Origin of the sequence: Gillisia sp. Hel_I_29, assembly GCF_000744275.1 — a bacterium.
Taxonomy (GTDB): domain Bacteria; phylum Bacteroidota; class Bacteroidia; order Flavobacteriales; family Flavobacteriaceae; genus Gillisia.
The window spans coordinates 100,937-126,557 of record NZ_JQLP01000008.1 but is presented as its reverse complement, the minus strand read 5'-3'; the positions used below and the strand labels follow the sequence as shown (position 1 = coordinate 126,557).

At 34.6% G+C, this 25,621-nt stretch carries 25 protein-coding genes and 1 other RNA gene; 14 read left to right on the top strand and 12 right to left on the bottom strand.

Features of this window, described 5'->3' with window-relative positions:
• Positions 1-69 precede the first annotated feature (69 nt).
• Positions 70-1,218, top strand: coding sequence for a cysteine desulfurase family protein (locus P163_RS17500; protein WP_034895031.1), 1,149 nt, complete (start codon positions 70-72; stop codon positions 1,216-1,218).
• Between the two features lie 72 nt (positions 1,219-1,290).
• On the opposite strand, the gene P163_RS17495 is transcribed toward P163_RS17500, so the two are convergent.
• Complete coding sequence (locus tag P163_RS17495; protein ID WP_034895028.1) at positions 1,291-2,979, bottom strand: M23 family metallopeptidase; 1,689 nt, start codon at positions 2,977-2,979, stop codon at positions 1,291-1,293.
• Between the two features lie 184 nt (positions 2,980-3,163).
• Here P163_RS17495 and P163_RS17490 point away from each other — a divergent pair, with 184 nt between their 5' ends.
• From P163_RS17490 to rny, 4 genes are all read left to right on the top strand, one after another.
• Positions 3,164-3,454 (top strand): hypothetical protein, encoded by a 291-nt coding sequence (locus tag P163_RS17490; RefSeq protein ID WP_034895025.1) that lies wholly within the window; start codon positions 3,164-3,166, stop codon positions 3,452-3,454.
• Between the two features lie 9 nt (positions 3,455-3,463).
• On the top strand, positions 3,464-3,757 hold the full coding sequence (locus P163_RS17485) for a cell division protein ZapA (RefSeq protein WP_034895022.1): 294 nt from the start codon (positions 3,464-3,466) through the stop codon (positions 3,755-3,757).
• A gap of 57 nt (positions 3,758-3,814) precedes the next feature.
• Positions 3,815-3,934: non-coding RNA, 6S RNA (gene ssrS / locus P163_RS18240), on the top strand.
• A 51-nt stretch (positions 3,935-3,985) separates the two neighbouring features.
• Positions 3,986-5,554: a ribonuclease Y gene (rny, locus tag P163_RS17480; RefSeq protein WP_034895019.1), complete on the top strand. Its 1,569-nt coding sequence runs from the start codon at positions 3,986-3,988 to the stop codon at positions 5,552-5,554.
• A gap of 84 nt (positions 5,555-5,638) precedes the next feature.
• Here rny and P163_RS17475 read toward each other — a convergent pair whose 3' ends face one another.
• Both P163_RS17475 and xerD read right to left on the bottom strand, forming a co-directional pair.
• Positions 5,639-6,589, bottom strand: a complete 951-nt coding sequence (locus P163_RS17475; protein WP_034895016.1) for an aldo/keto reductase — start codon at positions 6,587-6,589, stop codon at positions 5,639-5,641.
• A gap of 73 nt (positions 6,590-6,662) precedes the next feature.
• Positions 6,663-7,565 carry a site-specific tyrosine recombinase XerD gene (gene xerD / locus P163_RS17470; protein WP_034895013.1) on the bottom strand — a complete coding sequence of 301 codons (903 nt, stop codon included), beginning with the start codon at positions 7,563-7,565 and terminating at the stop codon, positions 6,663-6,665.
• 113 nt (positions 7,566-7,678) lie between these two features.
• On the opposite strand from xerD, the gene P163_RS17465 reads away from it, so the two are divergent.
• The 3 genes from P163_RS17465 (at position 7,679) to P163_RS17455 (ending at position 9,523) form a co-directional block, all read left to right on the top strand.
• Positions 7,679-8,305 (top strand): porin family protein, encoded by a 627-nt coding sequence (locus P163_RS17465; RefSeq protein WP_034895010.1) that lies wholly within the window; start codon positions 7,679-7,681, stop codon positions 8,303-8,305.
• Between the two features lie 85 nt (positions 8,306-8,390).
• Positions 8,391-8,810 carry a type II 3-dehydroquinate dehydratase gene (gene aroQ / locus P163_RS17460; RefSeq protein WP_034895007.1) on the top strand — a complete coding sequence of 140 codons (420 nt, stop codon included), beginning with the start codon at positions 8,391-8,393 and terminating at the stop codon, positions 8,808-8,810.
• A gap of 5 nt (positions 8,811-8,815) precedes the next feature.
• Positions 8,816-9,523: a diphthine--ammonia ligase gene (locus tag P163_RS17455; protein WP_034895004.1), complete on the top strand. Its 708-nt coding sequence runs from the start codon at positions 8,816-8,818 to the stop codon at positions 9,521-9,523.
• 50 nt (positions 9,524-9,573) lie between these two features.
• Here P163_RS17455 and lpdA read toward each other — a convergent pair whose 3' ends face one another.
• The 5 genes from lpdA to P163_RS17430 form a co-directional block, all read right to left on the bottom strand.
• Complete coding sequence (gene lpdA / locus P163_RS17450; RefSeq protein WP_034895001.1) at positions 9,574-10,965, bottom strand: dihydrolipoyl dehydrogenase; 1,392 nt, start codon at positions 10,963-10,965, stop codon at positions 9,574-9,576.
• Positions 10,966-11,126: 161 nt separating this feature from the next.
• Positions 11,127-11,678 (bottom strand): hypothetical protein, encoded by a 552-nt coding sequence (locus P163_RS17445; RefSeq protein WP_034894997.1) that lies wholly within the window; start codon positions 11,676-11,678, stop codon positions 11,127-11,129.
• Between the two features lie 16 nt (positions 11,679-11,694).
• The gene (gene msrB / locus P163_RS17440) at positions 11,695-12,090 is read right to left on the bottom strand and encodes a peptide-methionine (R)-S-oxide reductase MsrB (protein WP_034894994.1); all 396 of its coding nucleotides are present in this window, start codon (positions 12,088-12,090) and stop codon (positions 11,695-11,697) included.
• A 6-nt stretch (positions 12,091-12,096) separates the two neighbouring features.
• Positions 12,097-12,585, bottom strand: coding sequence for a peptide-methionine (R)-S-oxide reductase MsrB (gene msrB, locus P163_RS17435; protein ID WP_034894991.1), 489 nt, complete (start codon positions 12,583-12,585; stop codon positions 12,097-12,099).
• Positions 12,586-12,613: 28 nt separating this feature from the next.
• Complete coding sequence (locus P163_RS17430) at positions 12,614-13,483, bottom strand: alpha/beta hydrolase (RefSeq protein ID WP_034894988.1); 870 nt, start codon at positions 13,481-13,483, stop codon at positions 12,614-12,616.
• 179 nt (positions 13,484-13,662) lie between these two features.
• Between P163_RS17430 and P163_RS17425 the strand changes: the two genes are divergently transcribed.
• Both P163_RS17425 and P163_RS17420 read left to right on the top strand, forming a co-directional pair.
• The gene (locus tag P163_RS17425; protein ID WP_051931323.1) at positions 13,663-14,484 is read left to right on the top strand and encodes a M48 family metallopeptidase; all 822 of its coding nucleotides are present in this window, start codon (positions 13,663-13,665) and stop codon (positions 14,482-14,484) included.
• A 63-nt stretch (positions 14,485-14,547) separates the two neighbouring features.
• Positions 14,548-15,891, top strand: a complete 1,344-nt coding sequence (locus P163_RS17420; RefSeq protein ID WP_034894985.1) for an MFS transporter — start codon at positions 14,548-14,550, stop codon at positions 15,889-15,891.
• Between the two features lie 30 nt (positions 15,892-15,921).
• Here P163_RS17420 and P163_RS17415 read toward each other — a convergent pair whose 3' ends face one another.
• From P163_RS17415 to P163_RS17400, 4 genes are read right to left on the bottom strand one after another with little or no spacing between them, the layout of a single operon-like run.
• Positions 15,922-16,653, bottom strand: coding sequence for a head GIN domain-containing protein (locus P163_RS17415; RefSeq protein WP_034894981.1), 732 nt, complete (start codon positions 16,651-16,653; stop codon positions 15,922-15,924).
• 31 nt (positions 16,654-16,684) lie between these two features.
• Positions 16,685-17,791, bottom strand: coding sequence for a hypothetical protein (locus P163_RS17410; protein WP_034895136.1), 1,107 nt, complete (start codon positions 17,789-17,791; stop codon positions 16,685-16,687).
• On the bottom strand, positions 17,772-18,341 hold the full coding sequence (locus tag P163_RS17405) for a hypothetical protein (protein WP_034894978.1): 570 nt from the start codon (positions 18,339-18,341) through the stop codon (positions 17,772-17,774). The genes P163_RS17410 and P163_RS17405 overlap by 20 nt, the downstream gene beginning before the upstream one ends.
• Positions 18,331-18,891 carry an RNA polymerase sigma factor gene (locus P163_RS17400; protein ID WP_034894975.1) on the bottom strand — a complete coding sequence of 187 codons (561 nt, stop codon included), beginning with the start codon at positions 18,889-18,891 and terminating at the stop codon, positions 18,331-18,333. Before P163_RS17400 ends, P163_RS17405 begins: the two co-directional genes overlap by 11 nt.
• 212 nt (positions 18,892-19,103) lie before the next feature.
• Here P163_RS17400 and lon point away from each other — a divergent pair, with 212 nt between their 5' ends.
• The 4 genes from lon to rpsA all read left to right on the top strand — a co-directional run bounded on the left by lon (position 19,104) and on the right by rpsA (position 25,557).
• Entirely contained in the window at positions 19,104-21,554 is a 2,451-nt protein-coding gene (gene lon, locus P163_RS17395) for an endopeptidase La (protein ID WP_034894972.1), read from the top strand.
• A 94-nt stretch (positions 21,555-21,648) separates the two neighbouring features.
• Positions 21,649-22,350 (top strand): (d)CMP kinase, encoded by a 702-nt coding sequence (gene cmk, locus P163_RS17390; RefSeq protein WP_034894968.1) that lies wholly within the window; start codon positions 21,649-21,651, stop codon positions 22,348-22,350.
• A 12-nt stretch (positions 22,351-22,362) separates the two neighbouring features.
• Positions 22,363-23,529 (top strand): MFS transporter, encoded by a 1,167-nt coding sequence (locus P163_RS17385; RefSeq protein WP_034894965.1) that lies wholly within the window; start codon positions 22,363-22,365, stop codon positions 23,527-23,529.
• Positions 23,530-23,706: 177 nt separating this feature from the next.
• Positions 23,707-25,557, top strand: a complete 1,851-nt coding sequence (gene rpsA / locus P163_RS17380) for a 30S ribosomal protein S1 (RefSeq protein WP_034894962.1) — start codon at positions 23,707-23,709, stop codon at positions 25,555-25,557.
• The last annotated feature ends 64 nt before the right edge of the window (positions 25,558-25,621 follow it).

Below are 25,621 nucleotides of genomic sequence, written 5' to 3'. Positions count from 1 at the left end.
AAATAAACCTTTAAAGTTTTTATACGATAGCTTCCTATAAATAATTTTATTTCTTTTATTTTTGTGCCCATGGAAAAAGTATATCTAGACAGCGCGGCAACTACTCAGATGCGCGATGAGGTAATAGATAGAATGATTACTGTAATGAGAGAAAATTACGGAAACCCATCATCTACACATAGTTACGGAAGGTCATCTAAATCTTTAATTGAGAATGCTCGAAAGACTGTAGCAGGGTTCTTAAATGTATCTGCATCAGAAATAGTATTTACTTCGGGAGGTACAGAAGCAGATAATTTAGCTTTAAATTCTGCGGTTAGAGATCTTGATGTGAGAAGAATTATAACATCGCCAATAGAACATCATGCAGTATTATACACTGTAAACCAATTGAGAGAATGTTTTGATGTAGAAATTGTGCATGTAAAAATCACTAAGACCGGAGAGGTAGATCTTGATCATTTAAATGAGCTGTTGCAGGATACTACTAAGAAAACTCTGGTGAGTCTCATGCATGTAAATAATGAAGTTGGAAATATTCTAGATATCAATAAAGTTGGTGGGTTGTGCAAAGCTAATAAAGCTTTATTTCAATGTGATACGGTGCAGTCTGTAGGGCATTTCAACTTAGACTTTGGTAGTATACCGGTAGATTTTACAGCGGTAAGTGCTCATAAATTTCATGGTCCAAAAGGAGTTGGTTTTGCCTTTGTAAGAAAGCATAGTGGCTTAAAACCATTGATATTTGGCGGAGAGCAAGAACGCGGTCATAGAGCGGGAACAGAAAGTGTTCATAATATTGTAGGTCTGGAAGAAGCGCTGAAACTTGCCCACAGAGATATGGATGAAGAAAGAGAGTATATAACTTCTCTTAAGTCCTATTTTATTCAGCGTTTAGAAGATGAAATTCCTGGCATTAAATTTAATGGGAACTCTAAAGATCTTGAGAAAAGCACTTATACTCTAATTAATGTTTGTCTACCAGTTTCTGCGGAAAAGGCCTTGATGTTGTTATTTCAATTAGATCTTAAGGGTATAGCCTGTTCTAAAGGGAGTGCTTGCCAGAGTGGAAGCGATAAAGGTTCTCATGTTTTAAGTGCATTTTTAGAGGAGGAGGATCTTAAAAAACCATCTATTCGCTTTTCTTTTTCTAGATATAATACAATGGCAGAAATAGATTACGTGATAGAAACTTTGAAGGAGTTTATTGATAAGTAAATGCTTGATATTTAATTTAAAAGCCTCTATTGATTAAATCATTTGTTTATTTCAATAGAGGCTTAATTTTTATTATTTTCTAAAGAAAGTAGCTTCGTAGGTTTTACTATTTCCCACATTATCTGTAACTATAACCTTAAGGATATTTTCGGTTTCTGTTACAACATCATCACTAAAGTCATGAGTGATTGTGTTATTCTTATACTCATATTCCATTAAGATCCATTTTCCATTTACGGTAGCTCTAAAACTATTGATGCCAGAAAGATCATCAGAAATTTTAAGGCTTATATCTTTATTAGAAGATATCCATTGGCCGTCTTTAAAGTTAACCGGATAGATAGAAGGTGCATTCTTATCTGAGGCTAGGGTATAAGTTCCAAAATTTCTAACTCCTGTAGTAAATCTATTCGCTTTCTTTTTAGTGCTGGAGTAGGTTGGTCTTCCGCGCTTGTTCAATTTAGCGATAAACATTTTATCTTGATCTTCAGCATTATATTTACTAACATCAAATCCAATGGTAATATAGTTCTGAATAGGGATATTGTCTTCGTCTAGGTAAATTGTGTCTCCCTTAAATTCGATATCCAGGTAAGTATCTTCGTAAAGACTGGATTTAGGTATGTAAACATCTATAGGGCCATTTTCAGTTGAAAAAGCTTCATTGGCCTGTACAAAATAATCTGTCTTTTTAATGTTTTTTGGATTTTTTATATGGGATTGTTTTCCTTTAATCGGAATTCTAATCATCTTTATATTTCCCTTGAAATCTGCAACACTAATATTAAACATATAATCTAAGCTGTCTTTAATGTCTAAGGTACCATTATTAACTACTTCTTCGTAGATGCTTAAAGGGTTATTTGAGCCTCTATAAAGCTTTGTTATTCTGCTATTATTACTGCTGTAATATTCATAATCAATAAGTTGATTAATGTGTCGGGTTTCAGCAAATGAGAACTTATCCATTTTTATTTCAAAAACCTTATCTCCATTGAGCTTTGTTTCTATTTTGTAGATTCCGTTTTGATTTGGAGCTCCATCCTGTCTATCAAAAGTGGAAATCCCAAAACCAATTTCGCCACAGGCATCTATTTCTTCGGCTTTAAAGCTTCCATCATTTAAGGGCGTTAATTTTAATCTTTGGCGCTGCGCAGATCCATTTACTTGAGCTTCTTCTCCAAGGGGGTAAACGTAAAGGCTGTTAATGATAGGTGCCTGTGTATCTTTTATATCTATACCAAATAATGCTGGATTCATAGGTCTTTGTTGCCCATCTCTAATTTCAAAATGTAAATGTGGCCCACCGCTTCCGCCGGTATTACCGCTATATGCAATTAAGTCTCCTTGATTTAATGCTAGATCTTTTGCTTCAGGGAAAACTTCTATCTCATAAGATTCTTTGGCATATTGTAGCTTTTTGATATAAGCTTCTATTTCTGGAGAAAATTTCTTGAGATGACCGTATACCGTAGTATATCCATTAGGGTGTTGTATATATAAAGCTTTTCCATATCCATAATTGGAGATATTAATTCTGCTAATATATCCATCACCTGCAGCAATAACATTTATACCTTGTCTCTGCTGTGTTTTAATGTCGAATCCGCTGTGGAAATGATTGGAGCGCAATTCTCCAAAATAACCTGCCAACACCAGATCTATATCTAATGGATTTTTAAAATAATTGGAAGGAATACTAGATTGTGCCTGGGAAATACCTGTAGAAAGAAGGATAAAGATGGCTAGAATTTTCTTCATAGATAACAATGAAATTGAGATTTTTATTGAGATGTAAATATAATTAAACTTTTAAGGATAAGTAACGAGTTTATACTGCGTCAATTGCCCTGAAACTATAGGTTTTTGAAAATAGATTTAAAAGTATTGGGAAATTTCAAGCGGTATGTTAACTTTGTGGGAAGAAGTAGCACGTTGAGCTTTTATGAGTGATTTTAGTGAAATAGTTGATAGTCTTGAAAATAGAATAAGCAAATTGCTTCACAGGTATGATGTACTTAAACAAACACATCATAATGCTGAAGAAGAATTGCAGTTTTTAAAACAAGAGAATCAACGGTTGATTGAAGAAGCTAAGAATTCTGAATATCAAATTCAAACTCTAAAGGCAGCTAACGCGATGCTAGGCAGTAAAGATTACAAAAAGGAAACTAAGCTCAAAATAAACAGCTTGATAAGAGAAATTGATCAATGTATTGTTCAATTATCTGAATAAAGAAAATTAATGTCTGATAAGCTTAAAATAAAGATTTCTATTGCAGATAGAGTATATCCGTTAACCATCCAGGCTAGCCAGGAAGAAGGTTTGCGTAAAGCTGCAAAGAAGATCGAGGCAATGATCAAGCAATTTGAGCAAAGTTATGCGGTAAGGGATAAGCAAGATGTATTGGCTATGTGCGCTTTACAATTTGCAGCCCAAACAGAGCAGAAAACTATAGATAATTCCAGCGAGATACAATTGGCAGAAGATAAATTAAAAGCACTTAATGATCTTCTTCAACAACATTTAGCAACATAAGTTCATTTAAATAACACAAAGGTTTACTGCCTGTATTAGTGATTTTATTTTTGATAAACTCAACAAAGATTCTTTAAAAAGGGTGAGTTTTAGTTGTAAAAGCGCGCCGTCATCCAATTTATTGGTAGAACGGATTCTTGATCAGCTTGTTAGCCCTATACTTGTTTTAAGGAGTTTATGCAAAATCAATGCTAATACAGGCTTTTTTTATATAATTAATTCAAATATATGGGTACAACAATAGTTACAATAATAATTTCAGTCATTATAGGAGTTGCAGTAGGATTCGCAATTGCTAAGGTATTAGAGAAGAAGAATGCTTCTAAAATTGTAAAAGGCGCTAAGAAAACAGCTGCATCAATTATAAGAGAAGGAAAATCTGAAGCTGAAAGTATTAAGAAAGATAAAATCCTTCAAGCCAAAGAGAAGTTTATAGAGCTTAAATCTGAACATGAGAAGGTGATCTTAGGAAGAGATAAGAAGATCGGGGAAGCAGAAAAACGTATAAGAGACAAAGAATCTCAATTGTCTAGTGAGCTTGCTAAGAATAAGAATTTAAATAAAGAGATAGACGAAAAGGTTAAAGACTACGACCATAGAAACGAATATCTAGAGAAAAAACAACAAGAGATAGATAAATTGCATGCTAGTAAAGTGCAGCAATTAGAGGTTATATCTGGTCTTTCTGCAGGTGAGGCTAAATCTCAGCTTACAGAGTCTTTAAAAGATGTTGCAAAAGCAGATGCTATGGCACTTATTCAAGATACCATAGAAGAAGCGAAGTTAACCGCTCAACAAGAAGCTAGAAAGATCATTATCAATACCATTCAAAGAATTGGAACAGAAGAGGCAGTAGAAAACTGTGTTTCTGTATTCAACCTGGAGAGTGATGATGTAAAAGGTAGAATTATTGGTAGAGAAGGTAGGAATATTAGAGCGCTAGAAGCTGCTACAGGAGTAGAGATCATTGTAGACGATACACCAGAGGCAATTATTCTTTCATGCTTTGATACGGTAAGAAGAGAGATTGCCAGATTGTCGCTACATAAATTAGTTACAGACGGAAGAATTCACCCTGCTAGAATTGAAGAGGTTGTTAAGAAGACCAAAAAGATGATCGATGAAGAGATCATTGATATTGGTAAGCGTACTGTTATAGATCTTGGAATTCATGGGTTGCATCCAGAACTTATAAAAACTGTAGGTAGAATGAAATATCGTTCTTCTTATGGTCAGAACTTACTGCAACACTCTAGAGAAGTTGCAAAATTATGTGGTGTAATGGCTTCTGAACTAGGTTTAAACCCTAAACTAGCTAAACGTGCAGGATTACTTCATGATATTGGAAAAGTGCCAGATACGGAGACTGAAGTGCCTCATGCTATTTTAGGAATGCAGTGGGCAGAGAAGTATGGTGAAAAAGCTGAGGTTTGTAACGCTATTGGTGCGCACCATGATGAGATCGAAATGAACTCTTTACTTTCTCCTATAGTTCAGGTATGTGATGCGATTAGTGGTGCAAGACCTGGCGCTAGAAGACAGGTTTTAGATTCTTACATACAAAGATTAAAAGATCTAGAAGAAATTGCCTTTGGATTTGGCGGCGTTAAGAAAGCGTACGCTATTCAAGCTGGTAGAGAATTACGAGTTATTGTAGAAAGTGAAAAGGTAACTGATGACAAGGCTGCAAATCTATCTTTTGAGATCTCCCAAAAGATCCAGACAGATATGACGTATCCAGGACAGGTTAAGGTTACGGTAATTAGAGAGACTAGAGCTGTGAATATAGCAAAGTAATTCACAGATCAAAATATATGATTAAAAAAATCCCCGTAATTAATTACGGGGATTTTTTATTGATATAATGTGTTAGAGCAATACCTATTGCTCATTAAAGATATCATTATAAGAATTTCCTTTAGTAACAAAGAATTCTCCAGTAACATATCTAAAGTGTTCGTCCAACTCTGCAATTTGTTGAAGATCTTCTTTCTCCAATTTCACTCCAGTACTTGCTAGATTTTGAATGATCCTCCCTTCATTCGTAGATTTTGGAATTACAGCAGTTCCTCTAAGCATATCCCAATTTATAATAACCTGAGCAGGTGAAGCTCCATGTTTTTTAGCAATATTATTAATCACCTTATTCTCTAATAAAGAAGGCTCGTCCTTGGCTTTCATTTCTGCAGTTCTATCACCACTTCCTAGCGGAGAATAAGCTGTTAAATGAATTCCATTTTTACTGCAGAATTCTAAAAGTTTATTTTGTTGAAGGTAAGGGTGAAGTTCTACCTGATTCATTTCTGGTGCTTCCGCTGCTTTTTCAATTAGATCTTCCAAATTTGGAATACTAAAGTTTGAAACCCCAATATGTTTGGTAAGCTTAGATTTCTTAGCCTCTAACATTTTGTTCCAAGTATCTATTATTGGCGCCTCCTCTAAAGAAAGATAGTCGTCATCATTTTCAGGAAAGGCAACTTCTGGTTTAAAAGCTACTGGCCAGTGAATTAGATAAAGATCTAAATAATCTAATTGAAGATCTTTCAAAGTTTTCTCCAATGCAGGAATTACATCATCTTTTTTATGTGCGTTATTCCATAATTTTGAGGTGATCCATAGATCTTCTCTTTTTACAGTTCCTTCTTTTAAAACTTCTGATAGGGCTTCACCAACTTCTGCCTCATTCCCGTAAGTTGCAGCACAATCTATATGTCTATAGCCATTTTCAATTGCAATCTTAACTGCCTTTTTCACCTCTCCTTTTCCAGATTTCCAAGTTCCTAGGCCAATAGATGGCATTACATCTCCGTTCTTAAATTTTAGTGTTTTCATGCTCTTTTGATTTTTTATAAAATTACAAATCATAAAAGTCAATAGAGAATTCTAAAGCTACTTTAGCACAACTTTAGTAGTTTCTACGGGGGTGGAAAGATGTTATTACTTCTTTTAAATGGCTTTTATCTACGTGCATATAGATCTCTGTGGTAGTAATGCTCTCATGCCCGAGCATTTGTTGAATAGCTCTAAGATCTGCTCCATTCTCTAATAGATGGGTAGCGAAGGAATGTCTGAAGGTATGTGGACTAATCTTTTTATTGATATTAGAAGTTACAGAAAGGTTCTTGACTATTGTAAAGATCATAGCTCTTGTAAGCGAGTTCCCTCTTCGGTTTAGAAAAACGATATCTTGATCTTCTTTTTTAAAAGGAACGTTGCCTCTAGTGTTTGAAATGTATTCTGAAATATAATTTTGTGTGATGTTTCCAATAGGCACAAACCTTTGTTTATTTCCTTTACCGGTAACTTGAATGAATCCTTCCTTGAAATATAGATCTGACAGCTTAAGATTTATAAGTTCAGTAACCCTAAGTCCGCAGCCATAAAGCGTTTCGATAATAGCTTTGTTTCTTTCTCCCTCTGTTACACTCAGGTCTATGCAACCAATTAGCTCGTCTATCTCTTCCAAAGATAGCGTGTCTGGCAGCTTTCTTCCTATTTTAGGGGTCTCGATCAATTCCATAGGATTGTTTTCTCTATAACCTTCAAAAATTAAATAGTTAAAGAAGCTTTTTAAGCCGGATATTATTCGAGATTGAGTTCTTTGATTTAAGATCTTAGCAATTTCATATATAAACTGCTGTATGATCTTGGTGTCTATTTTTTCGGGTGAAATATCTATGGAATTGATTTCTAGAAAGTTGATAAGTTTTTGAATATCTAAGGAGTAGTTAACCGCAGAATTCTTTGAAAGTCCCCGTTCTATAAGAAGGTAGTTGTTAAAATCGCCAATTGCTTGTTTCCAGTTCATTAGTTACTTTATTAACATTTTGTGTAAAATCTATTAGCAATACTTTAAGTTTGGCTAACACTTTCTTAACAAAAGTACGACTAATTTTGACTCCGAACTTTAAAACAAAAACAATGAAAAAGTCAATATTAGCAATTGCAATTGCATTTTTAGGAATTAACGCAGCTTCAGCTCAGGAATCTCCATTATTTGGGGTAAAAGGAGGGATTAACTTCTCTAATTTTAGTGGAGATGGAATCAATTCTTATAATGATCCTGATGGAAGAACATCCTTTAATTTAGGTTTATTAGCAGAAATTCCACTATCAGAAAGATTCTCTATTCAGCCAGAGGTTCTATATTCAGGACAAGGTTACGATATTGCAGATAGAAATGATGCAGATGATATTGAGTACCAATTAGATTATATAAATGTACCTGTGCTTGCTAAATTCTATGTTGTTGAAGGTTTGTCTCTAGAGGCAGGTCCACAAGTTGGATTCTTAGTTAATAGTGAAATTGATTATGATCCATCTGGAACAAATGATAACAATTCAATCTCTCTAGATGATGACCAATTTAATAAGGTAGATCTTAGTGTTGCTTTAGGAGCATCTTATAAGTTTAGAGGTGGATTTTTTGTAAATGCAAGATACAATGCTGGTTTATCTGATATTTATGATGATTCTGCAAATACTTATTTTGCAAAGGCTGATGCTAAACATTCAGTATTTCAGGCAGGTATTGGGTTTATGTTCTAGAATTTAGATTTATATAAAATGTTTATAAAAGCGGAAGAGAATCTCTTCCGCTTTTTTTTATGGTGTAAATTAATATCTTTATGTTATGAAATTAATGATAATCAACGGTCCAAACCTAAATCTATTAGGAACCAGAGAGCCAGATACCTACGGTAATAAGAGTTTTGAAACGTATTTTTCTGAACTCCAATTTAAATTTAGAGAAACAGAACTTTCATATTTTCAGAGTAATATAGAGGGAGAATTAATAGACGAGATTCAAAAGGCAGATACTATTTTTGACGGTATTATCTTAAATGCCGCAGCTTATACACATACGTCCATTGGTATTGGAGATGCTATTAAGGCTATAAGAACACCTGTTATAGAAGTGCATATTTCTAATACATTTTCTAGAGAGAAGTTTAGGCATAAATCTTTTGTGTCACCCAACGCAAAAGGTATCATTGTAGGGTTTGGGTTGAAAAGCTATGAACTTGCCATTCAAAGTTTCTTAGATAAATAAGCAAAATGAAAAAGGCATATTTGAATTGGAGTAGTGGGAAAGATGCTGCTTTTGCGCTATACAAAATTCAACAAGAAGCTGAGCTCTCCATAACGAAATTAGTTACTACTGTAAATTCTGAATCTAATTCAGTTTCTATGCATAATCTTGATGTGCAATTGTTAAAGCAACAAGCAGAGCATTTAGGAATCGAGTTGCACCTTATCAAATTACCCGCTGGGGATGTCTCTATGGTGGATTACAATAAGATAATGAAAGATGCGGTTACTTCTCTTAAAAATGAAGGTTTTAGAATTAGTGTTTTTGGGGATATATTTCTTGAAGATCTAAAAAGATACAGAGAAGAGAAATTACAAGAAATTGGGATGAAAGCCGTTTTTCCACTTTGGAAATTAGATACTAAGGAACTTCTTTTAGATTTTATTGCAAAAGGATTTAAAGCCATCACCATCTGTGTAAATGCAAAGGTGTTGAGTAAAGATTTCTGCGGAAGAATTATTGATAAGAACTTTGTTGATTCCCTGCCAGATGGAGTGGATCCTTGTGGGGAAAATGGAGAATTTCACACCTTTGTGTTTGATGGTCCAATTTTCTCAACGCCGGTATCTTATATTAAAGGGGAGGTTTATAAAAAGATCTATTCTGAAGGAAATGAAAATAATACTTGGGATTCCAAATTCTATTATTGCGATTTGCAGTCTGGAATGAAATAAAAAAGCTCCGAAATATTTCGGAGCTTTTTTGTTATAATTTATTTAAATCCTTATAGGTGAATTACTTCATCATAAGCAGCTGCTACAGCTTCCATTACCGCTTCACTCATAGTTGGGTGAGGGTGAATGGTTTTTAATACTTCATGTCCTGTAGTTTCCAGTTTTCTTCCTAAAACCGCTTCTGCGATCATATCTGTAACTCCGGCACCAATCATATGGCAACCTAACCACTCTCCATATTTAGCATCAAAGATCACTTTTACAAAACCATCTGGAGTTCCGGCAGCTTTGGCTTTACCCGAAGCAGAGAAAGGAAATTTTCCTACTTTAAGTTCGTATCCAGCTTCTTTAGCTTGCTTCTCTGTCATTCCAACACTCGCAATCTCTGGAGTTGCATAAGTACAACCAGGAATATTTCCGTAGTCTATAGCTTCTACATTCATTCCGGCGATCTTTTCTACACAGGTAATTCCTTCAGCAGAAGCAACGTGAGCTAAAGCAGGACCTGCAACAACATCACCAATAGCATAAATTCCTGAAACGTTGGTTTGATACCACTCGTTTACAACAATTTTATCTTTATCTGTCTTGATGTTCAATTCTTCAAGACCAATATTTTCAATATTTGTTTTAATTCCCACAGCAGAAAGTACGATGTCTGCTTCTAAAGTTTCTTCTCCTTTTTTGGTTTTTACTTTAGCTTTAATCGTTTTCCCAGAAGTATCAACACTCTCTACAGAAGAGTTGGTCATTACTTTAATTCCGGCTTTTTTCACGCTCCGTTCAAATTGCTTAGAAACTTCTTCGTCTTCTAAAGGAACTAAATTTGGTAAGAATTCAACAATAGTTACCTCTGTACCCATTGCGTTATAAAAATGAGCAAATTCTACTCCAATAGCTCCAGAACCTACAACAATCATAGATTTTGGTTGCTCTTTAAGCGTCATTGCCTCACGGTAGCCAATTACTTTTTTACCATCTTGTTTAAGACTTGGTAATTCTCTAGATCTTGCTCCTGTTGCAACTATGATATGCTCTGCTTCTACTTCAGAAGTTTTATCATTCTCATCTGTAACAACAACTTTTTTACCCGCTTTAAGTTTTCCGTATCCTTTAATTACATCAATTTTGTTCTTCTTCATCAAGAACTGAACACCTTTGCTCATTCCTTCTGCAACATCACGGCTACGTTTTACAACCGCTCCAAAATCTTTATCAGGATTTTCAAGTTTCAATCCGTAATCTTCAGCATGATTTAAATAATCAAATACCTGTGCGCTTTTAAGAAGTGCCTTTGTTGGAATACAACCCCAATTAAGACAAACTCCACCAAGACTTTCTTTTTCGATAATAGCGGTTTTGAAACCTAATTGTGAAGCGCGTATGGCAGTAACATAGCCTCCCGGACCACTTCCTAAAACAATAATATCGTATTTACTCATATTCGGAATTTTTTATGACAGTTTAAGAAGTTGCGAATTTAAGGAATAATAGGCTAAACTGAAAGTGTTTAAAAACTTAGATACGCAACAAGATTATTTGATTAAAATAAAAAAAGCTTACTCAATTAGGAGTAAGCTTTTTTAACAAGTTTAATGTTATACTAATGAGATATACTCATCGTCTTAATTTCAGACTGATCTAAATTTAGTGCGTTAAGTACTGCACTCATATTAGATAGATCTACAGAAGTGTCTTTTGAAAATTCTGCTGGTACCACTACAACTCTTAATACCTGATTATCTGTATAACTTGAGTCTAAGGTTGCAAAATCTACAGTTCCTTCTAAGTATATTAATACATTAAAATAGGTATAATCAAAATTATATTGAAGTGCTTCGCCATTTATAAAATATGTTTGCGGCATTTGTCTCCAAACCTCAACCGGAGCACCATCGGCAACTCCATCTTCACCTGTTTTTAAGTAAACCAAAACTGCATCTGTTTCAAAAACTTCTAGATTGTAATCATTGAAATTAATTCCAAGTTCGTAGTTGTTACCGGCGGTAAAATCACTTTCAATGTCTATAACAGATCCTATTAAACCATCTGCACCAGCAGGTCCTTGTGGTCCTTGAGGTCCTTGATCACCATCGCTGCTACAAGAAGTTAGCGTGATTGCAGCTAAAAATAAAAGTATAAATGTCTTTTTCATAGTTTGTTGTTTTATATTATTGTTCAAATTCAATACTTGCGGAGTTTACGCAGTAGCGCTGTCCAGTATTTGTTGGGCCATCATCAAAAACATGACCTAAGTGACTTCCACAATTAGCGCATAGAATCTCAGTTCGTAACATTCCAAAAGTTCTATCCTGAATGTATTCTACACTACCTTCAATAGATTCATCAAAACTAGGCCAACCACAACCACTTTCAAATTTAGAATTGCTCTCAAACAATTTAGCATCGCAAGCAGCACAGTGGTAATCTCCATTATCTGCAAAGTGAAGATTATATTTTCCCGTATGCGGAGCTTCCGTTCCTTTTTGTCTTAGGACCCTAAATTGTTCTCCAGAAAGTTTCTCTTTCCATTCTGATTCTGATTTTTCTATATTATATTTCTTCATAGAATATTATTTTTTTGAAGGTTTAAACTCCATTGCTACTCCGTTCATACAATATCTCTTTCCTGTTGTTTCTCTTGGACCATCGTTAAAAACATGTCCTAAATGTCCGCCACAATCGGCACAAATTACCTCATCTCTGGCATAGCCTAATTTTTTGTCAGATCCAATATAAAGCGCGTCATCACTCACGGGCTTGTCAAAACTTGGCCAACCCGTTCCGCTTTCAAATTTGCGAGCAGTGGTATAAAGTTCGTTCCCACAGGCAGCACAAACAAAGGTTCCCGGTTCCTTAATTTTGTTCAAATCACTAGAGAAAGGCGGCTCTGTTGCAGCATGTCTTAAAACTTGGTAAGCTTCAGGGCTTAATTCTGATTTCCAATCTGCATCAGATTTTTCTATTTTAAAGGCTACATCACCTTTCTGTTCTTTCTTCTGCGCATTTCCATTACAACTAAAGGTTACAACTGCTAGAAGAACTAGAATTAACTTTTTCATCTTTATTTTTTTACTAAAATTACAAAGATTATACCACGATGAACGTTGTGGTTTTGTTAATAACCTCTGGGTCTCCAAGTATCTTTCTATGACCAAGTCCTTTAGTCAGGAATAATTCTGAATTTTCTAAGTTATCAGAAATTTCATGTGCAGAACTTATATGGACATCTACATCATCTTCGTCATGAATAATAAGCGTTGGGATCTTAACCTCCTTGGCAGAAATTGCCCCAGAATAGTTATCCATGTTCTCGCCGTATCTCTCATCAAAATAGGATTTCATTTTTTCTGCTACATCCTCATTTAATTTCATATTTCTTGCAAACTCTTTAGTAATATGAGTAACACTATTAGCAGTGCCTATAATCACCAATCTTTTAATATCGAAACCATCTTTTACAGCCCTTAACAGAGACATTCCTCCTAGAGAATGTCCTATCGCCGCTTCAAAAGGACCATATTTTTTTGAAATATGATGGATAGATTCAATAAAGAAAGGCATCATACTAACTTTACCAGAAGCTTTACCATGTGCCGGTGCATCAAAACTAACTACACTATATCCTTTTTCTAATAGGGCCTTGGCAATTAAAGAAAGTTGAGTTCCTCTGCCGCTCCAACCGTGTACCAGAAGGACTTTTTTTGGAGAGGTGCCATAAGTGTAAATAATAATTTCTCTATTTATAGAAGACACCATGATCTTTTCCTGAATTGATCTAGCATCCATTTCTTTTTCTCTTTCAGGTAATTTATACTTAAAGGGGGTAAGAAATAAACGAGCCGCAAATCTACTTGCTAAAAAGGGGGAGATCTTGGTAAGAATCTTTCCGATAGTAAAAATATATTTTGGAGTAAGTAAAACCTGAACAGGTTTTTTGTGAGAGTGCTTATTTGCCATATTATTATAAATCCGAAAGGTACTAATTTGTTGGGATAATAAGCGATCTGGGTTGCTTCGAGATTCTATGCATATAAATTTGGTATCATTTTTGAAAAATGTTAATTGTTAAAGCAAGCATAAACTTTTTAAGGCTAGCGTTACGCTTTTGTACATTTATCGATCTAAAACCAATAATTATGAAAATTAAATCACTATTAATAGTTGCACTAGCTGTGTCCACAGTATTAGGTTGCAAAACAAATCCTTTTACCGGTGAGAAGAATTTGAATTTTGTATCTAATGAGCAAATTTTCCCGGCATCTTTCGCTCAGTATGATCAGTTTTTAACTGAAAATGAAGTTGTTACTGGTACTAAAGAGGCCCAAATGGTTAAAAACATAGGGCAGAAAATCGTAACAGCCTCAGAAAGATATTTAAACGCTAATGGATACCAAGGGTACCTTAAAGATTTCGCATGGGAGTTTAGTCTTGTAAAAGATGATGCAGTAAACGCATTTGCAATGCCAGGAGGAAAGACAGTGGTTTATACAGGAATTCTTCCTATAGCTAAAGATGAAACTGGATTAGCAGTAATTATGGCTCATGAGGTAGCCCACGCCTTGGCAGATCATGGTGCTCAGCGTATGAGTGCTGGTCAATTACAACAATTAGGCGCAGTAGCAGGTACCGTTGCTCTTAGTGGTAAAAGCCAACAAACTCAACAAATATTTGCACAAGCTTATGGATTAGGTTCTCAAGTAGGGGTAATGTTGCCTTTTAGCAGAGGTCATGAATCTGAAGCAGATCATATTGGTCTTACTTTAATGGCTATTGCTGGTTATAATCCAGATGAGGCTGCACAATTGTGGGAAAGAATGCAAGCTAACTCTGGAGGACAAGCTCCACCAGAATTTTTAAGTACACACCCTTCTAATCAGACAAGAATTAATAATCTTACACAATGGGCACCTCAAGCTAAAGTTGAAGCTAGAAAATACGGTGTAACCTCATTTAAATAAGATTCACAAAAATATAAAGTATTAAAGCTACCTTCATAAGGTAGCTTTTTCTATTTTTAACAAATGGAAAACCTTCAAAAAGGGAGTAAAAAATTGTTAAATGCTTGGGCATTTTATGATTGGGCAAACTCCGTTTATAGTCTTGTTATAACTTCAGCAATCTTCCCAATATTTTATGGGGCCATTACTATCATTAAGAATGACGAAGGACAAATTATAAGTGATAAAGTTCAATTTTTAGGTTTCAACTTAAATAATGATTCTCTAATAAGTTATGTTACCGCACTTGCATTTTTAGCGGTTTCAATTTTAAGTCCGTTCTTATCTGGAATCTCAGATTACGTAGGAAATAAAAAATCGTTTCTAAAGTTCTTCTGTTATCTAGGAGCTATTTCCTGCATAGGTTTGTTCTGGTTCAGTTTAGATTACTTGTGGTTTGGCCTATTATGTTACTTTCTAGCTTTAATAGGATTTTGGTCTAGCTTAGTTTTTTATAATTCTTATTTACCAGATATAGCATTTCCAGAACAACAAGACAAAATTAGTGCTAAAGGCTTTTCTCTAGGATATATTGGAAGTGTGATCTTGCTTATTATCTGCTTGGTAATGATCTTGAAGTTTGAATGGTTTGGATTTGAAGATGAAGGTTTACCTACTAGGCTATCTTTTGTTTTAACTGGGGTCTGGTGGATAGGTTTTAGCCAATACACTTATTATTATCTACCAAAAGGAAATAAGAAACAGAAAATTACCAAGAATGTACTTTTTAATGGATATAAGGAACTTAGAAAAATATGGAATTCCCTTACACATCATAAAAGATTAAAGAGATATCTCGTTGCTTTTTTCACATATAGCATGGCTGTACAAACTGTAATGCTTATTGCAACTTATTTTGGCATTGAAGAATTAGATTGGGGAGATCAGGATCCTACCACAGGTTTAATTGTGAGTATCCTACTAATACAACTGGTTGCTGTTTTAGGAGCAACTCTTACTTCTAGGCTTGCAATAGTAATAGGAAATATAAGAACCTTAATTATTTTAAATATTTTCTGGATCGTAATATGTGTATATGCCTATTTTATAATTACTCCTCAAGACTTTTATGTTGCTGCTGCAGGCGTAGGTCTTGTCATGGGAGGAATCCAGGCATTATCTAGGTCTACCTATTCTAAAATGCTCCCTATTAACACGCTAGATACTGCAAGTTATTTTAGCTTTTATGATGTTGCAGAAAAAATTGGAATTGTAATAGGAATGCTTCTATACGGAATAGTAGCGGAGATCACAGGTAGTGTGAGAAGTTCTATATTATTTTTAGTAATCTTCTTTGTTATAGGCGTTATTTTATTGCTTAGAGTTCCTAAAGAAGAAAGCATAAAAAAAGACCCGTTAGCAGCGTAACAGGTCTTCAGCATTGTAAGATTAATTTTGCTAGTATTTTGAAATATCTCCAGAACCAAAAGTTTTAAAATTCTGCTTCTCCGGATTTCCCTTATAAGTTATATCCCCGGAACCGGAGACTTTAGCCTCTAGAGATTTAGACGCGCTAACTTCAATATCCCCAGAACCGGAAACAGCTGCTTCAACATCTTCTGCATTCAATTGAAAAGCTTGAAAATCACCGGAGCCGGTTACTGCACAATTTAAAGATTTAGTGCTTCCAGAGAGCATTATATCTCCAGATCCTGTAACGCCACTTTTAACCTCTTTGGCATAGATGTTCAATTTAATATCACCAGAACCTGTAACGTTCACTGTTAAATATTCAGATTTTATTCTATCCTTGTTCCAGATATCTCCGGAGCCTGTAAGGGTTACTTCATTTATATCTTCAAAGGGCACCGTTATTTTAATGGTCTTATTATTAGAAGATTGAATAGAAACTCCTTTTTCTACTGAGATCTTAAGCTTACCATTTTCTACCACAGTGGTTATATATTCTAATAAATTACTTTCGCCTTCTATAGTTAATGCACCTTCTTTACCGGCAATTAATTCAACATTCATCGATCCTACTAGGGCAACTCCTTCATAATTTCCCGTAGATCTTTTTTCACTGGTCATTTTACCATTCCCTTTAATGGTTTTACTGCCAAACCATTGTGCGTTCATAGTAGATATTCCTAGTAACATTATTGCTACAATAATTGATAATCTTTTCATTGGTGTTGTTTTTTAGTTATAGTTATTTTGTTTAATTTTTTCTGAAAGAGACACTGCCATAGCTGGCTTTCACTCTAATATTGCTGCTGCTATTTGCATTTAGATAATATCCGGAGAAACTTTTATCTGAAGAGCTGGAATTCTGTTTTCTAATTTCGAAATTATCCAAGCCTTTTACTCCACCGTATGAAGTATTTACATCAAAATTGAAAGCTTGGTCTGAGGCATATCCAATTTTTACTCCTACATAATCTGTGTTTAATGAAATATCTCCGGCACCTTTTACTATTTTATCAATAGAAACGCTACCATAATCGAAATTAAGATCTGCATTTTGATGAATCTGACCAATTTTTGTGCTAAGGTAATCTCCGGAACCAGAAACTCTCTTCACCTTTCCCACTGTTAAGCTTCCATAATCACAACTAAATTTTAAAAGCTCTACTTTATTAAATTGGGAATTTGTATAGTCTGCAGAGAGGTCTATAGAATTTGCATCTTCTATAGTAAATTCAGAATAATCTGCACTTATCACCGCTTTGTTCACAAATCCAAAATGACTATTTCTGGAATAATCAAAGCTAATCCTATTACTATTTCCTCGTAATTCTCCAATATCTATTGTGCCATAATCACAACTAATCTTAGAATCCCCGGTTAATTTGTCTAAATAGATATTTCCGTAATCATTACTAATATCTATATTGTTGGTAATTGGAGCCTTAATAATATAATTTACTTCCATATTAACATTGTTACTATTTCCAAAAAGAATATCCCACCAGGAATTATTCTCGTTCTTAGAAAAATAGGTTTTAGCGCTTACGTAGGAAGAACTTTGATTGAACTCTATTCGAATATCTTCCAATTTTTGACGGACTTTATCCTCATCATCGCCATTAGTTTTAATGAGTACTTCTATACTCACTATATTTTTGTCCCAGGTAGTGATATCTATATTTCCGTAGCTGTTGTCAATTTTAAGCAGGTCGTTGGCAGAAACATTAAATTGTTTAGAAACTTTCTTCTGTTTAGTATGTCTCCCATTCATTTCTCCTGAAACCGGTGAATTTTTAGCAAAAATAATACTTGGCAGTAATGCTAATAGAAACAGCAGTTTATATGTAATTGTTCTCATCTTTAAGGTTTTTAAGTTCATTAATTTCATCTATTCTAGATAAAACGTTATTTAATACATCTATACGTTGTTGAAGGTTAGAGACCATTGCAAAAATTACACGCTTATCTTTGCCGCTACTGTTTAAATCTTCTTTCAGTTTGGTATATTCTATATCCAGCCTTTCCATTTGTGCTAATGCATCTTTAATAACTGCCTCTGTTGCTGGAGATTTACCGGTATTAACCTTCTCTAATTCAGTTTTTATTAACTGGTTGTAAAAATGTTGAGTTTCTTTCATCTCTGGAGAAACTGCCGCTAGATCGGTATTTTCTTTAGCCAGTTTTGGAGCCCATAGATTTCCTGTAAGTAAGATCACCAAAATTATACTCGCAGCAACTGATACAATTGGAGCCCATAGCGTTCTAAGCTTATAATGATTTTTAGGTTTTGAGTCTTCATGGTGCTTCAACTTTTCTAAAAACCTATCTTGATGACCATTAGCAGGCTCTACAAGATCAAAATCCTGATCTTTAAATAGCTCGTTTATATCTATATCTCTATTTTTCATTTCCTAATAATTTTGCTCTCAAGCTTTCTTTCGCTCTGGAAATTGTTGTTCTGCAATTAGCGGCACTAATTTTCATGATCTCGCAGATCTCTTCATAATCATAGCCTTCAATTAAATGTAAATGCAGAATGATCCTGTAATTATTCTTCAGGCATTTCATTGCATTTAGAACTTTTAAAACTTTAGAATTGATTTGATCTTCATTATGATCTATGCCTTCATCTTCAAATACATCATTTTTAAATTCATCTTGATAAGAAACTTCCTGATATTTAGATCTTTTATTACATGAATTAATGCTTAGGTTCACCACGATTCTTTTTAACCAAGCACCAAAAGTTGATTTTCCTTCAAAACTTTTAATTTTAGCAAAAGCCTTTATAAAAGCTTCTTGCATTATATCTTCCGCTTCTGCACTGTCGTTAACAATTCTAAGTGCGGTATTATACATTGCTCTGTAATATTTATTATATATTTCTAACTGCGCACGTTGCTCGCCTTTGCGACATCGCAATATCAAATCGTCTATATAATTAATAGTTGTTATCAAGAAAATTCCCTTAGCTCTATTATAAAGATAGTCTTCAAATTAAATTGTTACAGTTTTAATAAAATAATTTAGCTAATAATAGGTGGCACAAGAATTGAATTGATTAAAAAGATAAGTTCTTTTAGAGCAGCGGTTTTGTAACCCCAGCAATTTAGAGGCCTTAAGACAGATTGAATAATAAACTGTAATGACAGTTTGACCTAAAAAACGATATGGCTAAATCAAAATTATTAAATATTGACAGTTTGTCATTTCAAGGAATAGATGAAGATGCAGAATTAATTCCTTTAATGACGCCTGAAGATGAAGAAGAGATAAATAAAGAAGAGCTTCCTAACGCGCTTCCTATATTACCCCTAAGAAATACAGTATTATTCCCAGGAGTTGTGATACCTATAACTGCAGGAAGAGATGCATCTATTAAACTAATTAATGATGCTAATAATGGGGATAAGGTTATTGGAGTTGTAGCTCAAAAAGATGAAGAAGTCGAGAACCCTAAGGATAAAGATATTTTTAAGACTGGGGTAGTAGCTCGGATCTTACGAGTGTTAAAAATGCCTGATGGAAACACAACAGTAATCATTCAGGGAAAAAAACGCTTTGAGATTGAAGAGATAATTTCTGAGACTCCTTATATAACTGCTTCTATAAAAGAAGTTCCTGAAGCAAGACCAGAACAGGAAAATGCTGAGTTTGGTGCGATCATAGAATCAATAAAAGAACTTGCTTTGCAAATTATTAAGGGAAGCCCTAATATTCCCACGGAAGCTTCTTTTGCAATAAAAAATATTGAAAGTCCTTCTTTCTTAATAAATTTTGTTTCTTCTAATATGAACCTTACGGTAGAGGAGAAGCAGAAACTATTGGAGAACAATGATCTTAAAGGAAGAGCATTAGCTACCTTGAAATATATGAATGTTGAATTTCAGAAATTGGAATTGAAGAATGACATTCAAAGCAAGGTTCAAAGCGATATGAGCCAGCAGCAGCGTGAGTATTTCTTACATCAGCAAATGAAAACCATTCAAGAAGAGTTGGGGGGAGTTTCTCAAGACGATGAGTTGGAAGAAATGAGAATGCGTGGCAAGAAGAAAAAGTGGAGCGAGAAAATTAAGAAGCACTTTAATAAAGAGCTTTCTAAGATGCAGCGAATGAATCCACAGGTAGCCGAATATAGCATTCAAAGAAATTACTTAGATCTGTTCTTGGATCTTCCTTGGGATGAATTCAGTAAAGATAAATTTGATCTTAAAAGAGCTAAAAGAATTCTAGATAGAGATCATTACGGGTTAGATGATGTTAAGGAACGTATTATAGAATATCTAGCAGTGTTAAAATTGCGTAATGATATGAAGTCTCCAATTCTATGTTTATACGGTCCTCCGGGAGTTGGTAAAACATCTTTAGGTAAATCTGTAGCAGAAGCCTTGGGAAGGGAATATGTACGTATTTCTTTAGGTGGATTAAGAGATGAAGCAGAGATTCGCGGACATAGAAAAACCTACATCGGTGCGATGCCTGGTAGAATAATTCAGAGTTTGAAAAAGGCTGGTACTAGCAACCCTGTGTTTGTATTAGATGAAATAGATAAGTTATCTAATGGTCATAACGGAGATCCATCTTCAGCATTATTAGAAGTACTAGATCCCGAGCAAAATAGTGAGTTTCATGATAACTTCTTAGAAATGGGGTTTGATCTTTCTAAGGTGATGTTTATTGCCACTGCTAATAATATGTCTACCATTCAACCTGCACTTAGAGATAGAATGGAAATCATTAATGTTACAGGATATACTATAGAAGAAAAGGTTGAGATCGCTAAGCAACACTTATTGCCTAAGCAGTTGGAAGAGCACGGGCTTACCAAGGATAACATAAAAATTGGTAAAGCGCAGCTAGAGAAAATAGTTGAAGGTTATACAAGAGAATCTGGTGTGCGTGGTTTGGAGAAGCAAATTGCCAAAATGGTAAGATATGCGGCTAAGAATATTGCCATGGAAGAAGAGTATAACGTTAAGATAACTAATGAAGATGTTATCAAAATTTTAGGAAGTCCTAGAATGGAGAGAGATAAATACGAGAATAACGAAGTAGCCGGAGTAGTTACAGGTTTGGCTTGGACTCAAGTTGGAGGAGATATTTTATTTATTGAATCTATACTATCTAAAGGTAAAGGGAATTTAAATATAACCGGAAACTTAGGAAAAGTTATGAAGGAGTCTGCCACGATTGCTATGGAGTATATCAAGGCAAATGCAGATATTCTTGGATTAGATGCAGAAGTATTTGAGAAATATAATGTACATATTCATGTGCCAGAAGGTGCTACTCCAAAAGATGGCCCTAGTGCAGGAATAACAATGCTAACTTCTTTGGTTTCATTATTTACTCAAAGAAAGGTGAAAAAGAATATAGCAATGACGGGTGAGATTACACTTAGAGGAAAAGTTCTACCTGTAGGAGGAATCAAAGAAAAGATACTTGCTGCTAAGCGCGCAAGAATTACCGAGCTTATTTTGTGTGAAGAGAATAAGAGAGATATTGAAGAGATAAAAGCAGAATATCTTAAAGGTCTTACCTTTCACTATGTAAAAGACATGAGTGAAGTAATAACCTTAGCGCTCACAGATGAGAAAGTGAAGAACGCAAAAACTTTATAAAACAGAAACCCGGCTAATGGCCGGGTTTTTTATTAAATGATACATCTGATTATGTATTTTTGCACTGTAATTTCAATCAATTAAAAAATCAATTTTGACAGATCATAAAATCACCATAGCGATAGACGGATTTTCTTCTACAGGAAAGAGTACAGTAGCTAAACAAATTGCAAAAGAATTAGGCTATGTATACGTAGACTCTGGTGCTATGTATAGAGCTATAACATTATATGCGTTAAGAAATTCCCTTATAACCGAGACCTCTTTTGATAAGGAATCTTTAATTGAAAAGTTATCTGAAATTAAATTGAAATTCAAATTCGATGAAAACTTAGGTTTTGCAGCAATTTATCTGAATGATGAAAATGTAGAAGATGAAATTAGACAAATGAAGGTTTCAAACTTCGTTAGTCAAGTGGCAGCAGTGCCAGAGGTAAGAGTGAAATTAGTACAGCAACAGCAACTTTTAGGAAAAGAAAAAGCGGTAGTTATGGACGGTAGAGATATAGGAACTGTTGTATTTCCCGATGCTGAACTTAAGTTGTTCATGACAGCAACTGCAGAAGAAAGAGCTAAGCGTCGCTTTAAAGAAATGGAAGAAAAGGGTGATAAAGTGAAATATGATGAGGTTCTAAAAAATGTTACGGAAAGAGATCATTTAGATACTACTAGAGAAGATTCTCCTTTAATTAAGGCAGATGATGCTATAGAAATAGATAATTCTTCACTAACCTTAGAGGAGCAATTCCATACCTTACTGAATCTTGCAAATGAGGTAATTGCTAAACAAAAATAAGTTGGAATAATAATGTCTGAGGCTAAACTTCCAAATTCGCTATTGTACCTAATGGCTGTTGGAGCTGGGTTGGTAGTTGCTAACAACTATTATAATCAACCACTTTTAAATCTTATTGCTGATACCTACAATGTTAAAGAAACCGCGGTAAGTAATATTCCTTTATTTACTCAGATAGGTTATGCTTTAGGATTATTATTTATAATTCCTTTGGGAGATAAATATCCAAGAAAGAAATTAATTCTTATAGATTTTATTGCCATCGTTATCAGTTTATTAGCTGCTGCTTTAGCTCCATCCTTATTAATATTAACCATAGCCAGTTTCTTTATCGGTTTTTCATCAGTAGTCCCACAACTCTTTGTACCCATGGCAGCTCAGTTAGCTTCGGAAGAAAGAAAGGGTAGGGCTATAGGAATTGTAATGAGCGGTTTGCTTATTGGAATTCTTGGAAGTAGATTCATTAGCGGAATGGTAGGGGAATATCTTGGTTGGAGAGCCATGTATTATATAGCTACAGGAATTATGCTTGTTTATTGGGTACTGCTTAAATACAAATTACCAGAACTAGCTCCAGATTTTAAGGGCACGTACGCTCAATTAATGAGATCTATAATTCATTATTTTAAGTCTGAAAGTTCTGTGAGATTGGCTGCTGTAAGAGGAGGATTAGGGTTTGCAGGGTTTAGTGCCTTTTGGACTACACTGGTTTTTCTTATGGAAGATTCTTTTAATTATGGTAGTGCGGTTACAGGTGCCTTTGGAATTCTAGGAATAGCAGGAGCGCTTGCAGCAACGGTCATGGGCAAACTAAGCGATAAAATGAATAAGAATAAACTTATTACCATCTCTACCATTATTATGATCTTGGCTTGGGGAGTTTTTGAGTTTTCAGGAACTTCTATTGTTGGGTTAGTTATAGGAGTACTTTTAGTTGATATGGGTTTACAATCTTTACATATTACCAATCAGAATATCATCTTTTCAAAGAATCAAGATGCCAGAAATAGGATCAATACTATCTATATGGTTGGATACTTTATAGGGGGAGCTATTGGTACTACTTCAGGAGCATATGCCTGGCAAGAATTTGGATGGACAGGCGTTGCCACACTTGGTATGATCTACTCTGTACTGATTCTAATTTTTCATTTTTTATTCAAAAATTCTGTTTCTTAATTCAGAATAATCAAATGTTTGAATTTTAAAAAATTAATTGTATTTTTGCACTCCTTTTCGGCAATAGTATAGGAAAAGAAAAGGGACTGAAAATCAAATAAATAATCGCTTCTACGTTTTTTAATTGCCATAATTTTTCCTGAATAAGAACATAGAATACAAATATTACAATCAGCAATGGCTGAAGAAACAAAAAATCAAGACGTTCAAGAATCAAACATTCAGGCGGTAGCCGGATTAGATAATGATTCTCAACCAACTGCAGCTGCACAACAGGCTAACCCTGAAAAATTCTTAGCAGACTTTAACTGGCACAATTACGAAGAAGGAATTGACCCGGTTGATGATTCTAAATTAGAAGAGTTTGAGCAGTTAGTAGCAGAGAATTTTGTTGATACTTTGGACGACGAAGTTGTAACAGGAACTGTAATTAATATTACAGATCGTGATGCAATCATCGACATTAACGCGAAGAGTGAAGGAGTTATTTCTCTTAACGAATTCCGTTACAACCCAGACCTTAAAGTAGGAGATGAGGTAGAAGTTTTAATTGATGTGCGTGAAGATGCAACAGGACAATTAATACTTTCTCACCGTAAAGCTCGTGTGATCATGGCTTGGGATCGTGTGAATAAAGCACATGATGAAGCATTAATAGTAAATGGTTTCGTTAAATGTCGTACTAAAGGTGGTATGATCGTAGACGTATTTGGAATTGAAGCATTCTTGCCAGGTTCTCAAATAGATGTGAAGCCAATTAGAGATTACGATGCTTATGTAGGAAAAACAATGGAATTCAAAGTTGTGAAAATCAACCACGAATTTAAGAACGTTGTAGTATCTCACAAAGCGCTTATCGAAGCAGATATCGAAGAGCAGAAAAAAGAGATCATCGGTCAATTAGAAAAAGGTCAGGTATTAGAAGGTACTGTGAAGAATATTACTTCTTACGGTGTGTTTGTTGATCTTGGTGGTGTAGATGGATTAATCCACATTACAGACCTTTCTTGGTCTCGTATCAACCATCCAAATGAGATCGTAGAACTAGATCAAAAATTAAACGTTGTAATTCTTGACTTCGATGAAGCTAAAACAAGAATTCAATTAGGTCTTAAACAATTACACAAACACCCATGGGAAGCTCTTGATGAGAACCTAAAAGTTGGTGATAAAGTAAAAGGTAAAGTTGTTGTAATCGCAGATTACGGAGCATTTATTGAAGTTGCTGAAGGTGTAGAAGGTCTTATCCACGTTTCTGAAATGTCTTGGAGCACTCACTTAAGATCTGCACAAGATTTCGTAAAAGTTGGGGATGAGGTTGAAGCTCAGATCTTAACTTTAGATCGTGATGACAGAAAAATGTCTCTTGGTATTAAGCAATTATCTCAAGATCCATGGACTGATATTACTTCTAAATATCCTGTAGGTTCTAAGCACACAGGTATTGTACGTAACTTTACAAACTTTGGTGTATTTGTTGAATTAGAAGAAGGAATTGACGGACTTATTTATATTTCTGATCTTTCTTGGACTAAGAAAATCAAGCATCCGTCTGAATTCACTAACGTTGGTGATAAATTAGAGGTTGTTGTATTAGAATTAGATGTTGAAGGACGTAAGCTAAGTTTAGGTCACAAACAAACTGAATCTAATCCTTGGGATAAATACGAAACTGAGTTTGCTGTAGGTACAACTCATACTGCTGAAATTTCTGAAATTGTAGACAAAGGAGCGACTATCGACTTTAATGAAGATATCACTGCATTTGTTCCTACTCGTCACCTTGAAAAAGAAGATGGTAAGAAATTGAAAGCTGGAGAGTCTGCAGAATTCCAGATCATAGAATTCAATAAAGAATTCAAACGTGTGGTTGCGTCTCATACTGCTATCCACAAAGAAGAAGAGCAAGAAATTGTGAAGCAAGCCGCTAAAAAAGCAGCTTCTCAAAACAGTAGCGACAAAACCACTATTGGTGATGTAAATGCTGAACTTCAAGCGTTGAAAGATAAAATGGAAGGGAAGAACTAATCCTTTTATAATATCATAAATAAGAAAAGCCTCCTGAATAAGGAGGCTTTTTTATTTAAAGATT